This is a genomic window from Citrobacter sp. FP75, assembly GCF_018342065.1.
In the GTDB taxonomy this organism is placed as follows: Bacteria; Pseudomonadota; Gammaproteobacteria; order Enterobacterales; family Enterobacteriaceae; genus Citrobacter.
Genome location: NZ_JAFDOE010000004.1, coordinates 38,666 through 53,846 on the forward strand (window position 1 = coordinate 38,666; position 15,181 = coordinate 53,846).

Below are 15,181 nucleotides of genomic sequence, written 5' to 3' on the forward strand. Positions count from 1 at the left end.
CTTCAGATAAATATTCATTTTTTTGAATATTTAGGATGCGCTACGCCGATATTCGGTTTACTTCAGACGCCTTCGTGCGCCGCCATCCACAATCCGTACAGGTTTGCCAGCAGGTATCCCTCTTCATTCGCGTGCAGCGTAAGCGTAAACTCTTTCAGCAACCCATGATGTACCAATAAAATAGTTGGCCAGAGGTTGGATTGCGCCATTTCAGCCAGCAGCTGGTCATCCAGGGCTTCTATGACTTCCCCCCGGCGGCTGCGCATTAATGCGCTTGCCATATGGGTCATCGCCATCGCCCCTTGCTCGGTATGGACCGGTAAACACCACTCTTCATCGAGTTGCTTCACAACCTGCAGCATACCGCTGCAGATATCCCTGTCGATGACGCCCGCTTCACACAGCAGGTTTAGCCTGTTTTCCATGACATTCGCCTTAACTTAATAACTGGGTTCCTGTTCGCCATTTGCCACGCGTTGCTGGTGGGCAAGTAGCGCCTCTTTGTTAACAACGGCGCGGAGCAACTGCTGCATCGGATAATCATCTGTCCGGGTTAGCACCACTGCCTCCGTAGCCTGCAGGAATCGAGGATCGTTAGTCAGCGGAGTGGCTTCCAGCCCCAGCACCGCCAGCTCAGCCTCCGCAACCACGTTCCAGATCACCGCATCCACGTCCCCTTTAGCAATACGCTGCAAGCTTTCATGGTAAGGCAGGTCGATCAATTCAACATCGTGGCCGCCAAAACAGGCTTCGGTCATGATTTTCTGATCCGCCGAGCGGTTATCCAGCCCCACCCGCTTCACGCGTCCGGACTCACCTTTGCGACAGATGAGCTGGTGTTCGCCTACATAAGTGTGCGGTCCCAGCGCCAGTACGATGCGAAGCCCATTTTGCGCAAGATAACTTTCCGCCGCCAGACGAGAAACTACCGCCATGTCGTAGACGCCATTGAGCAGGCATTCCACGCGAATGTCAGCCCCACGCATGTGTGCGTAATAAAATGGGATCCCGTCGAATTGCGCCTTCAGTCCACTCGCCAGCCCTTCATATAAACGGGTATAGGGTAGCGGCATTGCGCAGACCACGTTATTAATATCCACATGCGTCAACAGCGTGCGATTATCCATCTCCACCAGGAAGCTACCGTTACGCCCACGACGCTCAATACGGATCGCCCCTGACGATTCCAGTGTTTTTAGCGCAGCCTGCGTTAATCCCACCGACGAATGACATTCATTCGCCAGTTCATCAATGGTTTTCAAACGGTTACCACACTTCTCACCGAGCAGGTAACGGGCCAGGGTTGTCAGGACAACCCCTTCCTTCTTGATAAATGTCCGGCTCATTATATATTTTCAGTAAATTGAATATTTATATCTTCATTAAAGTGAAGATATAACGCAATGACGAGATCCACAAACGGCGAGGCGCTTCACATTTTTTTGTTGTTCGAAAAGCACAGACGAAAAAAAACCGGGCGTAACCCGGTTCTTAACGCCACAGAATGAATTACGGCTTGGCGACAAAACCAATTGCTTCGTATACCGCTTTCAGGGTTTGTGCTGCACGCGCGCTGGCTTTTTCTGCGCCATCTTTCATCACTTTTTGCAGGAAAGCTTCATCATTACGGAAACGGTGATAACGTTCCTGAAGCTCAGTCAGCATACCGGAAACGGCGTCAGCAACTTCACCCTTCAGGTGGCCATACATCTTGCCTTCAAAGTGCTGCTCCAGTTCTGGAATGCTCTGACCGGTCACGGCAGAGAGGATATCCAGCAGGTTAGCGACACCCGCTTTATTTTGTACATCGTAGCGTACAACAGGCGGCTCATCGGAATCCGTCATAGCACGTTTGATTTTCTTCACCACAGATTTCGGATCTTCCAGCAGGCCGATCACGTTGTTGCGGTTATCATCCGACTTAGACATTTTCTTCGTCGGTTCCAGCAGAGACATCACGCGCGCGCCAGATTTCGGAATAAACGGCTCAGGCACTTTGAAGATATCGCCATACAGTGCGTTAAAACGCTGGGCGACGTCACGACTCAGTTCCAGGTGCTGTTTCTGATCTTCCCCTACCGGTACCAGATTGGTCTGGTACAGCAGAATATCGGCAGCCATCAGTACCGGGTAGTCGAACAACCCGGCATTGATGTTTTCAGCGTAACGGGCAGATTTATCTTTGAACTGGGTCATACGGCTCAGTTCACCGAAGTAGGTGTAGCAGTTCAGCGCCCAGCCTAACTGTGCATGTTCCGGTACGTGGGACTGAACGAAAATGGTGCTTTTCTCAGGATCGATACCACACGCCAGATACAGCGCCAGCGTATCCAGCGTGGCTTTACGCAGTTTCTGCGCGTCCTGGCGGACGGTGATAGCATGCTGGTCCACGATACAGTAGATGCAATGGTAGTCATCCTGCATGTTTACCCATTGACGCAGCGCACCCATATAGTTGCCAATGGTCAATTCACCTGAGGGCTGTGCGCCACTAAAAACGATGGGCTTAGTCATTTTTCAATTCCTGATTTTCGCTGTACAGAAGCCCGAGTGCGGGCAGAAGGTCATTAATGCTATTGTAAATTACATCCGGCTGGCTGAGGTCGATCCCTTCGCCGTAGTTATACCCATACGTAAGGCCAACCGAAGGACAACCAGCGGCTTTTGCTGCCTGAATATCATTGCGCGAATCACCCACAAAGAGCAATTGTTCAGGCGCGATCCCCATCCGGTCAGCCACTAACAGCAGCGGGTCTGGATGCGGCTTTTTGTTTTTCACATCGTCACCGCCGATGACCACGCTAAAATACCTGGCGATATCCAGTGCGTTAAGCAACGGCGCCACAAAAGGCGTCGGTTTGTTGGTCACCAGACCTAACGGCAGGCCTTTCGCATGCAGCGCGCCCAGCGTATCGGCAACATGTGGGAACAAGAACGTCCCCTCTTCGGCAACGTCACCGTAATAGCGGTCAAACAGCTTACGTAAAATACGCACCTGCTCAACGGCTGGAATATCATCATCGACGGGCGGTTTGCCCGTTGTTTTACGCAACGTGGCACGCTCAAGGCGAGCCCAAGTGAGCGCACGCTCCATCAATACGTCCGCGCCGTTGCCAATCCAGGTAATCACGCGCTCTTCGCCTGCGGTGGGTAATTCCAGCGCGTACAGCGCCATATCTACTGCGGCGGCTAATCCCGGCGCGCTATCAACCAGCGTACCGTCGAGGTCAAAAGCAACGCCCCGAATGTCCTGAAATTTATCCATGACTTACCTTCGCCAGTTCATGGCGCATTTCATCAATGACTTTTTTGTAGTCAGGTTGATCAAAAATCGCGGAGCCCGCGACAAACATATCCGCACCCGCAGCGGCGATTTCACCGATATTGTTCACTTTGACGCCGCCATCGACTTCCAGGCGAATGTCATAGCCAGACTCATCGATACGGCGACGGACTTCGCGCAATTTTTCCAGCGTTTGCGGAATGAAAGATTGCCCACCAAAACCGGGGTTGACGGACATGAGCAGGATCACATCCAGCTTATCCATGACGTAGTCCAGGTAGCTCAGCGGCGTAGCCGGGTTGAACACCAGACCTGCCTTGCAGCCATTCTCTTTGATCAGTTGCAAAGTGCGATCGACGTGTTCGGAGGCTTCCGGATGAAAAGTAATGATACTGGCGCCCGCAGCCGCGAAGTCCGGGATAATACGGTCAACCGGCTTCACCATCAGATGCACATCAATGGGAGCGGTGATCCCATATTTGCGTAGCGATTTCAGTACCATCGGCCCGATAGTCAGGTTAGGTACATAATGGTTGTCCATGACGTCGAAGTGCACGACATCGGCACCGGCGGCCAGGACGCTCGCGGTGTCCTCACCCAGGCGGGCAAAATCAGCCGACAGAATTGAGGGGGCAATCAAATACTGTTTCATCCGCTTCTCCTTGAGAATTATTTTTTCGCGGGCGCTACGACTCCTGGTTTGTACAGAGCCAGCAGTTCGTTCACCTTTTTACGTGTGCCGCCGTTGCTACTTATACTGCGCCGCACTTTGACCTGAAAATGTTTCGCCGTTCGGTACCACTCGCGCGTATCGGGCGTGTCATGGTTCGAAATTAACACCGGGATCTGCTTACTGACCAGCTTTTCTGCCATCTCAGCCAGATGCGCCTGCTCTTTCGGGCTAAAACTATTAGTGTGATACGCGGTGAAATTCGCCGTCGCCGAAAGCGGTGCATAAGGCGGATCACAATAAACCACAGAGTTGATATCAGCACGCTCCATGCACTCTTCATAGGAGAGGCAATGAAACTCTGCATTCTGCGCTTTTTCGGCAAAATGATACAACTCTGCTTCCGGGAAGTAGGGTTTTTTATAACGTCCAAACGGCACGTTAAATTCGCCACGGAGGTTATACCGACACAGGCCATTGTAGCCAAAACGGTTCAGGTATAAGAACAGCACCGCACGTCGGAACGGATCCTGGCTTGCGTTAAACTCTGTCCGGAACTGATAGTACACCTCAGACTGATTTGTCTCAGGGACAAACAGCTCGCGCGAAGCCTGTACATACTCATCGGTACGTGACTTCACGATGTTATAGAGACTAATGAGGTCGCTGTTGATATCGGCAAGAATATAACGAGAAAAGTCGGTGTTAAGGAACACCGACCCGGCACCCACGAAGGGTTCAACAAGGCATTCACCCTGAGGCAAATGCCGTTTTATATCATCAAGCAGGGGGTATTTCCCCCCTGCCCACTTCAGAAAAGCGCGATTTTTTTTCATGCTGACTAACTAATTACACCTTCTCCGGCTGTGGAGAAAGCTCCGACAGCATCCTGCGCTTTAGTCTTTGTCCCGCAATTGGGCGAAACATCAAACCATTGCAGAACATATCCTATCTTACTTCAGATCGGCCTGAACCTGATGCAGCGGTTTCGCCCACGGGTTTTTCGCCTGAATGTCGGCTGGTAACGTGGACACTGCACGTTTTGCATCGTCTTTAGATGCGTATACGCCCGTCACCAAAACATACCACGGTTGACCGTTACGCGTCGTCTGATACACCACGTAGTTCTTCAGGTTTTCTTTCTTCGCCCAACCGTTCAGGTTGTCGTAGTTAGAAGAACTGCTGAGCTGCAGAGTGTAGTGACTGGACGGCGCCGATTTTAACGCTCCAACGTTGCCTGCCGTTTTTGCACCACCAGCAACGGGGGTTGTCGCCGTTGGCGCAGGGGTAGCCGTCTGAGCAGGCGTGGTGCTCACGGTTGCTTTTGGTTCAACTGTCGCTTTTGGCGCAGTTGTTGCTGCAGGCGCTTTCGTCGTTGTAACCGGCGCGGTAACTGCCGCTGTTGGTTCAGTACGCTTCGCCTGGGCAACAGGTTTTGGCTCTGTCGGCGTCGCTTTCACGGTAGTCTGCGGCTTGCTCTTCGGCTCAATAACAGCCTGTTTGCGTTCCGGACGCGTGGTTGCGTGACGCTCAGCAGGCTCAGTTGTTGCAGCCTGACGCGGCGTAGTGCCATTGCGAACTGGCGCAACGGTAGCTGGTTCGGTTGGCAGCGTGGAGCTCACGACCACGTTGTTAACCTGTTCCTGACCTTGCGGCTGCGTCAGAGCATTATTCAGATCGCCCTGAACTTCAACACGCTGTTGGCCTTCAGCTGCGGCAGGTGCTTGCCCTTGAGTCGGCGTAGAGGAAATCGGCGGCAGAGAAACATCCTGCTGCGCATTGCCAGCCGGCTGCTCAGCGCCCGTCGCAGGCTGAGTTGCACTCGCCTGATCGGTCGCATTACTGGCAGAAAGATCGATGCTCTTCTCGCCAGACGCCGTCTGATCGCTGGAAGAGGGAGATGAGGGGGCTTTCAACGCTGAACCGATGCCGATGATCAACAACAGCAATACCAGAACACCCACACCCATCATTATGTATTGGCGAGAGGCAGGTTTGCTGGCGGCTTTCTTACGCTTACGCGGACGGCGTTCTACACGCTCTTCATCCACGGTATCGTCATCAGATTCATAATCCTCTTCAATGTCTTGCTCTTCGTCACGTTCTTTACGCGCGCGCGCTGGACGACGATCGTCAGCATCCAGATCAACATCATCAAAATTGATTTGCGGCTCATTATCGCGTTCAGACGATTGACGAGAACGACCAGTACGACGATCGCTGGGATCGGGTTTCAGCTCGTCTTCTGGTTTGAATTCATCCATTTAACACCCCACTCAAAGGTTAATGCTTACGACTTTGCACATAACCTGAAGCTAAAAGACTTACGCCTTACAACGCAAGCCGGACCTTTCTTGTTGTTACGCCTGCTGGCAATCAGCAATAGCGTTAAGAACCACCTCGTGCGACACTCCGCCGCGCACTTCACTCTTCCCTATCGCCAGCGGAAGCACTAAACGCATCTCCCCCGCTAACACTTTTTTATCTCGCAGCATGTGCGGTAAATAGGCCTGAGTGGACATCTCACGTGGTCCATTAACCGGTAAGCCTGCCCGTTTCAGCAGCGTAATGATGCGCTGCGTGTCCGCGGAGCAGAACTGACCAAGACGTTCTGACGTACGAGCAGCCATTACCATACCAGCGGCCACCGCTTCACCATGTAACCAATTGCCATAACCCATTTCAGCTTCGATTGCATGGCCAAACGTATGCCCCAGATTCAGTAAAGCACGTAAGCCCATTTCGCGCTCGTCTGCTGCGACAACTTCTGCTTTCAGCTCACAACAACGGCGGATACAGTACGCCATTGCCGGACCATCCAGACGGAGCAATGCGTCCAGATTGTCTTCCAGCCAGCTGAAAAATTCACCGTCAAGAATGATGCCGTACTTGATCACTTCCGCCAGACCCGACGCCAGCTCACGCGCAGGAAGCGTTTTCAGACAGTCGAGATCCACCACCACGGAGGCCGGTTGGTAAAAGGCACCAATCATGTTTTTGCCGAGGGGATGGTTTACGGCGGTTTTGCCGCCAACGGAGGAATCAACCTGCGACAACAGCGTTGTCGGGACTTGAATAAAGCGTACGCCGCGCTGATAGCTGGCGGCTGCAAAACCGGTAAGATCGCCAATCACGCCGCCGCCAAGAGCAACCAGCGTGGTATCGCGACCGTGCGGTTTTTGCAGTAATGCTGTAAATACCGTTTCCAGCACCGTCAGGCTTTTATACTGCTCGCCGTCGGGAAGGATGACGCTATCAACATTAACACCCGCCTGTTCAAGTACCCCGCGAATCTTATCGAGATAAAGGGGAGCCAGGGTTTCGTTGGTCACCAACATAACCTGATCGCCCGATTTCAGCGGTAAGAATGAAGCTGGTTCATTAAATAAACCAGCCGCGATGGTGATAGGGTAACTACGTTCCCCGAGAGTGACTGTAATCCTCTCCATGACGCGACATCCACCTTAGTTACTTGTACCCGCAGACGAGTGTATTAAGCCAGAATCAGTTGCTTTCCAACATATGAATAATCTGGTTTGCCACGACTTTAGCGCTCTGATCATCGGTGCGAATGGTCACGTCAGCAATCTCTTCATACAGAGGATTGCGTTCGTCAGCCAACGCTTCCAGAACTTCGCGAGGCGGTGATTCTACCTGCAGCAGTGGGCGTTTCTTGTCGCGTTGAGTTCGCGCAAGTTGTTTTTCAATTGTCGTTTCAAGATAGACCACGACGCCACGCGCGGAAAGACGGTTACGTGTTTCACGTGATTTAACAGAGCCACCGCCAGTTGCCAGCACAATACCCTGTTTTTCCGTCAACTCGTTGATGACTTTTTCTTCGCGATCGCGGAAGCCGTCTTCACCTTCTACATCGAAGACCCAGCCCACATCAGCTCCGGTTCGTTTCTCAATCTCTTGATCAGAATCGTAAAATTCCATATTGAGTTGTTGAGCTAACTGGCGCCCAATAGTGCTTTTTCCGGCACCCATAGGCCCAACCAGAAAGATATTGCGTTTCTCTGCCATTTTTTCGGTACTACTAAGACTATTCGTTAATGGTAAACCCGCTTCGCAGACACTCAGCGCAGCAGGACATGAACTGAAACCTCATAAGATATTGCGAGAGTCAGACTGAAAATTATCTCAATACTCAAGCGGGTTTGGCAACTGAATAAATCACCAAACCTTTCGCATTTCTGGTCGTGGCAGGCATACTGCCCTGCAAACATCAGGCCTGGCGACGAATCGCGCAGCCAAATGACGCTAAATCAACCAATGACACACCACCAGAAAGGCAAAGCGTATTACTGGAGCCCAAGTAAAGAAAAGTACCGACACTCAAATCGGTACTCCTTGTATGCTAAATACACCCGCACGTCAAATTTCTGAAACGTGTTCAGTGAAAAAACAACGGCTTTTCATGCATAAATTATTCGCTCGAGACCAGTCGGGGCGTGATAAAAACCACTAACTCGCGCCGCTCATCCTCTTTGCCATCATGGCGAAATAAATAACCAAGCCAGGGAATATCGCCTAACAACGGCACGCTGTCCGCCGCAGATTTATTCTTATGCGAAAAAATCCCGCCCAGTGCAATTGTCTCTCCGCTTTTTACCTCGACCTGTGTTTCAATCTCCTGCTTATCAATAGCCAGTACTTCACCATCCGCCTGCTGTAGCACCTGTCCGGGAACATTCTGGCTGATATGCAACTTTAGTCTAATTCGGCCTTTCTGCAGCACGGTGGGTGTGACCTCCATTCCCAGCACCGCTTCCTTAAATTCGACTGACGTCGCGCCACTTTCCCCGCTGGAAACCTGATAAGGGATCTCGCTCCCCTGCTTAATACTGGCTGGTTGCAAATGAGATGCCAGTAAGCGTGGGCTGGCGATGATATCAAGCTGCTGTTTTTGCTCCAGCGCAGACAACTCCAGATCCAGTAAACGACCATTGATACGGCCAATGTTGAATCCCACACGCGAAGTCGCAGCGGGCACGGAGAGATCGCTGGCAAGCGCCGTGATGTTACCTACCGCCCCCGCTTGCTGGGCATCGGCCAGTGACCACTTCACGCCCAGTTCACGAAGACTTTTTTCGTTAATCGTGACGATGTGTGCCGCAAGCTCGACCTGTTCAACAGGCAAGTCCATTTGCGCCACCCATGTTTCCAGCGCAATCAGTGCGGGTTTGTTATCACGCAGCAGCAGTCGATTCGTGCGTTTATCCACCGTCATACTGCCTTTAGCGCTCAGCAGTTTCTCACCCACTTTTGCCAGCTCAGCGGCATCAGCGTACTGCAAAACAATGCTGCGATGTTCCAGTGGAAGGCTGGCCTGCAGCCGTGCCTGCTCGTTCTCCTGGCGCGCCGCATTTTCATTCTGCCAGTCCACCGAATGCACATGCAGAATGCTCCCCTCCTGGCGCAACACCAGTCCGGCGCTTTTCAGCACCGTCTGGAATGCCTGCTTCCACGGTACATTCGTCAGATGCAGTGACAGCACACCGTTGACATCCGGAGAAACCACCAAATTTTTATCTTCTTGTTCAGCCAGTGCCTGCAGTACCTGAACCACGGGAACATCATCCACCACCAGCGTCACGTTTTGCGTTTTTCCCACCAGCACGCTGGGGACGATTATCATCAGCGCCATGACTATCCATCGCTTCATTCACCTCTCCTTGTCGTTGCCACTGCCAGCGAGGCGGCTCGCAGTTTTTGCCTGTCTCAATGGTTACGCTTTGCGCCGAGATCTGAGAAATCGTCCAGCCACCATTCAACGTCTCATGCAGTTCGACCCGCCGCCATTTGTGCTTATCATCCTGAACCAGGCCAATCAGGCGCGGTCCCCGGCTCACCGCGCCTTGATAGCGCCACACCGATAGCTCAGCGATATGGCAACGATCGTCTGGCGGTTGAAAGGGATTGCGCATACCGGTCAGTATCAGCATGCTGACAAACGCTAACAGCCAGCGTTCACCCCTCATTCAGACGCTCCAGCTGTAGCGTTAACAACAGTTCAGTATCTTCTACGCTGAGTGAAAACTGGCTTACATTCATCCCCTGCTCTGCCAGCCGGACAAACATCGGCGGGACAGCATCCCAGGCTGACTTCAGGGACATATCTCCTCCCTGTGCGGAGGGCCGCCAGTGAATAAGACGTGTCAGAGGGGTCTGAAAGACCAACGGAGAAAAAGGTACCCGCTTCTCTTCAGACGAGGAAAGAGGTCGGTTCACTGAGGCAGCCAGCAGGTACAGGCTTCGCCATTGCAGTTGAATAGCTGCACGTTGCTGTGTCAGAGCTTCTCGTTGTGAGCTCTGCTCTTGCCTCGCAGGATAAAGACATAACACGGCAAGCGTGACCAGGCCCAAGAGCCAACCGCCCCAACACATGAATCGAAAACGCGGCGACTGCGCCAACCAACCATCACAGAGTGCTGTCATGCGTTACGCTCCGCGTCAGACGATAATGAAATTGCCAACGGCCCTGCGCATCCTGTTGCGTTTCGCCGGAGCTGCCTAAGCGAAAAAAGGGCTGTTTGCGTAATTGCGTTTCCAGCGCATTGAGTGCGGTAAAGTTGAGCGCCACTCCGCTTAATTCCAGCGCATCGTGCTGCCAGGTCAGGGTTGTCAACCACGCCTGTTCTGGCAGTAAGTTCGCCAGCCCTTCAAGCACCAACTGCCAGCTTCGCGTCTCATCACGCTGTGCGTTACGCTGCTGTCGCTGTTGCCATTGCTGCTGGCGCTGGAGCAAATGCGGTTTTTGCGCCACAAGCGCTTCGGCCCGCATTTTCTCAGCGGTTACCCACACAGCATTTGCCCGGTTGTCTTCAATGACGACGGCGTAATAGCTCAATACACAGCCAGCGATCAACAGGAATGAAGCGCTAAATAAAACACCCCAAAAACGCAGGCAGTCGCGCCGCCGTGACTGACGCCAGGGAAGAAGGTTGATGGTCGCTATCATCAGTCTGTTCCCCCCATTGCCAGTCCAAGCGCAATGGTAAAAATGTGGCTTTCAGGCGGAATGGGCGGCTGGCGAACAGCCACTACGCTTAAGGGGTCAAAGCCGCCTGGCTCGCACAACGCAATCTCTTCCGGGTTAAGCGATAATGTCGCGGCAAGATCGTCAATAGCGTGACTATCGCCTGTCGATTTGCGCCCCCACGCATAACGAGTCGCCCACAGCCACTGCGCGTCATCACGCCAGGCCAGGCACTGCTGATGCGCCAATAAGTAAGGAATAAAGCGCTGTAACGCGCTGGCATCTGGCGTAATGGCCTTTACTTGTACTTTCAGCGTTTGCATCAGCGTCAGAAGGGTCGACACCTCTTTGCTTTGCGCGGCGGTCACGTTAAACGCCGGACTTAAGGTGTCTTCGCTATAATCGAATTGCAGCGTATTTGGGTCCATATCCAACTCACGCGCCATCGACCCGGATAACCATGCCGTTTGCTCTGGTTCACACAGCGCCATCGCAGGGCGTGGAAACTTTTTCTGTAACGTTCTGTGCGCGGGAAAGGACAGATGGATGTGGTGTCTGCGGGGGAGTTCATGACTCCACGGCAATAACACCTCGGTAAGCAGCCCAGGCGCGCGAATGTGTCCGTCGACTATCGCCAGCCCTGCCAGCGGCATACGCCACCAACGCTGTAGAAACCAACCGGATGCGTCGCGAGCGACGGCAACAGCCAGTACTTCATGTTGCTGAATATGCAGACCAATTTTCCAGATATTGAAAGCCATTGCTGATGATCTCCTTATCACCCGTTGCTCTAACGGGTATATCAATGCGTCTGGCTTGCCTTTATACTACCGCGCGTTTGTTTATAAACTGCCCAAATGCCACTAAATGGGAAATCTCCAGTGAAGTTCGTAAAGTATTTATTAATCCTTGCAGTATGTTGCATCCTGCTGGGAGCAGGCTCGGTTTATGGCCTCTATCGCTATATTGAGCCGCAATTACCTGACGTCGCGACGTTAAAAGATGTGCGTTTGCAGATCCCGATGCAGGTTTACAGCGCTGACGGCGAACTGATTGCCCAATATGGCGAGAAACGTCGCATTCCGGTAACGCTGGATCAGATGCCACCGGAAATGGTCAAAGCCTTTATCGCCACCGAAGACAGCCGCTTCTATGAGCACCACGGCGTTGACCCGGTGGGGATCTTCCGTGCGGCCAGCGTCGCGCTGTTTTCCGGTCATGCGTCGCAAGGGGCGAGCACCATCACCCAACAGTTAGCAAGAAACTTCTTTCTGAGCCCAGAACGTACGCTGATGCGTAAGATCAAAGAGGTATTCCTCGCGATCCGCATTGAACAATTGCTGAGCAAAGATGAGATCCTTGAGCTGTATTTGAACAAGATCTACCTGGGGTATCGCGCCTATGGCGTGGGTGCTGCCGCTCAGGTCTATTTCGGTAAGACGGTTGACCAGCTCAGCTTAAGCGAGATGGCAGTCATTGCCGGTCTGCCGAAAGCGCCATCAACCTTCAACCCGCTCTATTCAATGGACCGGGCTACCGCGCGACGTAACGTTGTGCTGTCGCGTATGTTGAGCGAAAACTACATCACGCAGGCCCAGTACGATCAGGCGCGCAGCGAAGCCATTGACGCCAACTATCACGCGCCGGAAATCGCCTTCTCTGCGCCATATCTGTCTGAGATGGTGCGCCAGGAGATGTATAGCCGTTATGGTGAAAAAGCCTATGAAGACGGGTATCGCATCACCACCACCATTACGCGCAAAGTTCAGCAGGCGGCCCAGCAGGCCGTCCGTAACAACGTCATGGATTACGACATGCGCCACGGCTACCGCGGCCCGTCAAATGTGCTGTGGAAAGTAGGCGAAAGCGCCTGGGACAGCAAGAAAATCACCGACACGCTGAAAGCGCTGCCGACCTACGGCCCATTACTACCAGCGGCAGTCACCAGCGCCAACCCGCAGGAAGCCACAGCGATGCTGGCAGACGGTACGTCGGTTGCATTGCGTATGGAAGGTATGCGCTGGGCGCGTCCTTACCGCTCCGATACCCAACAGGGCCCGACACCGCGAAAAGTGACCGATGTCGTCCAGACGGGGCAGCAAATCTGGGTACGCCAGGTCGGTGACGCCTGGTGGCTGGCGCAAGTTCCAGACGTCAACTCCGCACTGGTTTCCATCAATCCGCAAAACGGCGCGGTCATGGCGCTGGTCGGTGGCTTTGATTTCAACCAGAGCAAGTTTAACCGTGCTACCCAGGCGTTACGTCAGGTCGGTTCGAATATCAAACCGTTCCTCTACACCGCCGCGATGGATAAAGGCCTGACGCTGGCAAGCATGTTGAATGACGTCCCGATTTCCCGCTGGGATGCCGGTGCGGGTTCAGACTGGCAGCCGAAAAACTCACCGCCGCAATATGCCGGACCTATCCGCTTACGTCAGGGACTGGGTCAGTCGAAGAACGTGGTGATGGTTCGCGCCATGCGCGCGATGGGCGTGGATTACGCGGCAGAGTATCTGCAGCGTTTTGGCTTCCCGGCGCAAAACATCGTTCATACCGAGTCGCTGGCACTGGGTTCCGCCTCGTTCACCCCGCTGCAGGTTGCACGCGGCTACGCGGTGATGGCCAACGGCGGTTTCCTGGTTGATCCATACTTCATCAGCAAGATTGAAACCGATCAGGGCGGCGTTATCTTCGAGGCGAAGCCGAAAATTGCCTGCCCGGAGTGTGATATTCCGGTGATTTATGGCGATACCCAGAAATCTAACGTGCTGGAAAACAGTAACGTTGAGGACGTCGCCATTTCTCAGGAGCAGCAAAATACCGCCGTCCCTATGCCGCAACTGGAACAGGCGAATCAGGCACTGGTCGCGCAAAGCGGAACGCAGGAATACGCCCCGCACGTGATCAACACACCGCTGGCTTTCCTGATTAAAAGCGCGCTAAACACCAATATCTTTGGTGAACCAGGCTGGATGGGAACCGGCTGGCGTGCAGGTCGCGATTTACAGCGTCGCGATATCGGCGGTAAAACCGGGACCACCAACAGCTCGAAAGATGCCTGGTTCTCCGGCTACGGCCCAGGGGTTGTGACATCGGTATGGATCGGTTTTGATGACCATCGCCGTAACCTTGGACACTCTACGGCCTCTGGTGCGATCAAAGATCAGATCTCCGGCTATGAAGGCGGCGCGAAGAGCGCCCAGCCAGCATGGGATGCCTACATGAAGAGTGTGTTAGAGGGCGTGCCTGAACAGCCACTGACGCCACCGCCGGGCATCGTAACGGTCAATATCGATCGCAGTACCGGCCAGTTAGCGAGCGGCGGTAACAGTCGTGAAGAGTATTTCATTGAAGGTACTCAGCCCACGCAGCAGGCGGTACATGAAGTGGGGACCACCATTATCGATAATGGTGAGACGCACGAACTGTTCTAATCAAAATAGGCGCTTCGGCGCCTTTTTTATTGCGAGCGTATTGCCGGATGGCGCGGTGCCTTATTCGGCCTACAGCCGCCCCTGCCCTTTCAGCCATTCGCGCACCAGAAACAGCGCACTTACATTGCGCGCTTCGTGGAAATCCGGGTCTTCTAACAAGTCCATCAAATGTGCCAGCGGCCAGCGTACCTGGGGCAACGGCTCGGGCTCATCACCTTCCAGCGATTCAGGGTACAGATCCTCGGCCACAACAATGTTCATCTTGCTGGAGAAATAGGACGGTGCCATGCTGAGTTTCTTCAAAAACGTCAGGTCCTTCGCCCCAAACCCGACCTCTTCTTTCAACTCCCGATTTGCCGCCTCAAACACGCTTTCACCAGGATCGATTAACCCTTTGGAAAAACCCAGCTCGTAAGATTCGGTCCCGACCGCGTATTCGCGGATGAGAATCAGGTGGTCATCAACAATCGGCACAATCATTACCGCTTCACGCGTGGACGGACGCATACGTTCGTAGACGCGGCGTACGCCGTTGCTGAACTCAAGGTCGACACTTTCGACTTTAAACAGTCGGGATTGTGCGACGGTTTCCACTTTCAAAATCGTGGGTTTTTGTAATGATTTGCTCATCGTGAGGATCTTTGCAGTGAAATCTGGGGTCATTGTGCGATATACCGCACGGTTTCGGCAATGTGAATTGCCGTTTATTTACATTTATGTAACGTAATAAAAGTTATTTCTCATTTCAAATTAAAAGTCAATAGGTTGAAATAACTCCAGGAATTTGCTGATATGCCGTTTTTGGTGATTTT

General features: G+C 53.1%; 16 protein-coding genes. 1 reads left to right on the forward strand and 15 read right to left on the reverse strand.

Annotated features, from left to right (window positions below):
• Positions 1 to 62: 62 nt before the first annotated feature.
• From JQ822_RS14800 to JQ822_RS14865, 14 genes are all read right to left on the reverse strand, one after another.
• Complete coding sequence (locus JQ822_RS14800; RefSeq protein ID WP_213134118.1) at positions 63 to 425, reverse strand: PRD domain-containing protein; 363 nt, start codon at positions 423 to 425, stop codon at positions 63 to 65.
• 15 nt (positions 426 to 440) lie between these two features.
• Positions 441 to 1,346, reverse strand: coding sequence for a GntR family transcriptional regulator YhfZ (yhfZ, locus tag JQ822_RS14805; RefSeq protein ID WP_213134119.1), 906 nt, complete (start codon positions 1,344 to 1,346; stop codon positions 441 to 443).
• Positions 1,347 to 1,509: 163 nt separating this feature from the next.
• Positions 1,510 to 2,514, reverse strand: a complete 1,005-nt coding sequence (trpS, locus tag JQ822_RS14810) for a tryptophan--tRNA ligase (RefSeq protein WP_135324059.1) — start codon at positions 2,512 to 2,514, stop codon at positions 1,510 to 1,512.
• The gene (gene gph, locus JQ822_RS14815) at positions 2,507 to 3,265 is read right to left on the reverse strand and encodes a phosphoglycolate phosphatase (RefSeq protein ID WP_213134120.1); all 759 of its coding nucleotides are present in this window, start codon (positions 3,263 to 3,265) and stop codon (positions 2,507 to 2,509) included. The genes trpS and gph overlap by 8 nt, the downstream gene beginning before the upstream one ends.
• On the reverse strand, positions 3,258 to 3,935 hold the full coding sequence (gene rpe / locus JQ822_RS14820; protein ID WP_096759286.1) for a ribulose-phosphate 3-epimerase: 678 nt from the start codon (positions 3,933 to 3,935) through the stop codon (positions 3,258 to 3,260). Before rpe ends, gph begins: the two co-directional genes overlap by 8 nt.
• A 17-nt stretch (positions 3,936 to 3,952) precedes the next feature.
• Positions 3,953 to 4,789, reverse strand: coding sequence for an adenine-specific DNA-methyltransferase (dam, locus tag JQ822_RS14825; protein WP_213134121.1), 837 nt, complete (start codon positions 4,787 to 4,789; stop codon positions 3,953 to 3,955).
• A gap of 117 nt (positions 4,790 to 4,906) precedes the next feature.
• Positions 4,907 to 6,217: a cell division protein DamX gene (damX, locus tag JQ822_RS14830; RefSeq protein WP_213134122.1), complete on the reverse strand. Its 1,311-nt coding sequence runs from the start codon at positions 6,215 to 6,217 to the stop codon at positions 4,907 to 4,909.
• 96 nt (positions 6,218 to 6,313) lie between these two features.
• Positions 6,314 to 7,402, reverse strand: a complete 1,089-nt coding sequence (aroB, locus tag JQ822_RS14835) for a 3-dehydroquinate synthase (protein ID WP_213134123.1) — start codon at positions 7,400 to 7,402, stop codon at positions 6,314 to 6,316.
• 55 nt (positions 7,403 to 7,457) lie between these two features.
• A complete protein-coding gene (aroK, locus tag JQ822_RS14840) occupies positions 7,458 to 7,979 on the reverse strand; it encodes a shikimate kinase AroK (RefSeq protein WP_003023552.1) in 522 nt (173 codons plus the stop codon).
• A 403-nt stretch (positions 7,980 to 8,382) separates the two neighbouring features.
• Positions 8,383 to 9,621, reverse strand: coding sequence for a DNA uptake porin HofQ (gene hofQ, locus JQ822_RS14845; protein ID WP_213134124.1), 1,239 nt, complete (start codon positions 9,619 to 9,621; stop codon positions 8,383 to 8,385).
• Entirely contained in the window at positions 9,533 to 9,937 is a 405-nt protein-coding gene (locus JQ822_RS14850) for a HofP DNA utilization family protein (protein ID WP_213134125.1), read from the reverse strand. The genes hofQ and JQ822_RS14850 overlap by 89 nt, the downstream gene beginning before the upstream one ends.
• Positions 9,927 to 10,394, reverse strand: a complete 468-nt coding sequence (locus tag JQ822_RS14855; RefSeq protein ID WP_213134126.1) for a HofO family protein — start codon at positions 10,392 to 10,394, stop codon at positions 9,927 to 9,929. The genes JQ822_RS14850 and JQ822_RS14855 overlap by 11 nt, the downstream gene beginning before the upstream one ends.
• Positions 10,378 to 10,917: a PilN domain-containing protein gene (locus tag JQ822_RS14860; protein WP_213134127.1), complete on the reverse strand. Its 540-nt coding sequence runs from the start codon at positions 10,915 to 10,917 to the stop codon at positions 10,378 to 10,380. The genes JQ822_RS14855 and JQ822_RS14860 overlap by 17 nt, the downstream gene beginning before the upstream one ends.
• Positions 10,917 to 11,696, reverse strand: a complete 780-nt coding sequence (locus tag JQ822_RS14865; protein WP_213134128.1) for a DNA utilization protein HofM — start codon at positions 11,694 to 11,696, stop codon at positions 10,917 to 10,919. The genes JQ822_RS14860 and JQ822_RS14865 overlap by 1 nt, the downstream gene beginning before the upstream one ends.
• 120 nt (positions 11,697 to 11,816) lie before the next feature.
• Here JQ822_RS14865 and mrcA point away from each other — a divergent pair, with 120 nt between their 5' ends.
• On the forward strand, positions 11,817 to 14,369 hold the full coding sequence (gene mrcA / locus JQ822_RS14870) for a peptidoglycan glycosyltransferase/peptidoglycan DD-transpeptidase MrcA (RefSeq protein ID WP_213134129.1): 2,553 nt from the start codon (positions 11,817 to 11,819) through the stop codon (positions 14,367 to 14,369).
• Between the two features lie 69 nt (positions 14,370 to 14,438).
• Here the strand turns inward: mrcA and nudE are convergent, their stop codons facing one another.
• Complete coding sequence (nudE, locus tag JQ822_RS14875; protein ID WP_003827667.1) at positions 14,439 to 14,999, reverse strand: ADP compounds hydrolase NudE; 561 nt, start codon at positions 14,997 to 14,999, stop codon at positions 14,439 to 14,441.
• Between the last annotated feature and the right edge of the window lie 182 nt (positions 15,000 to 15,181).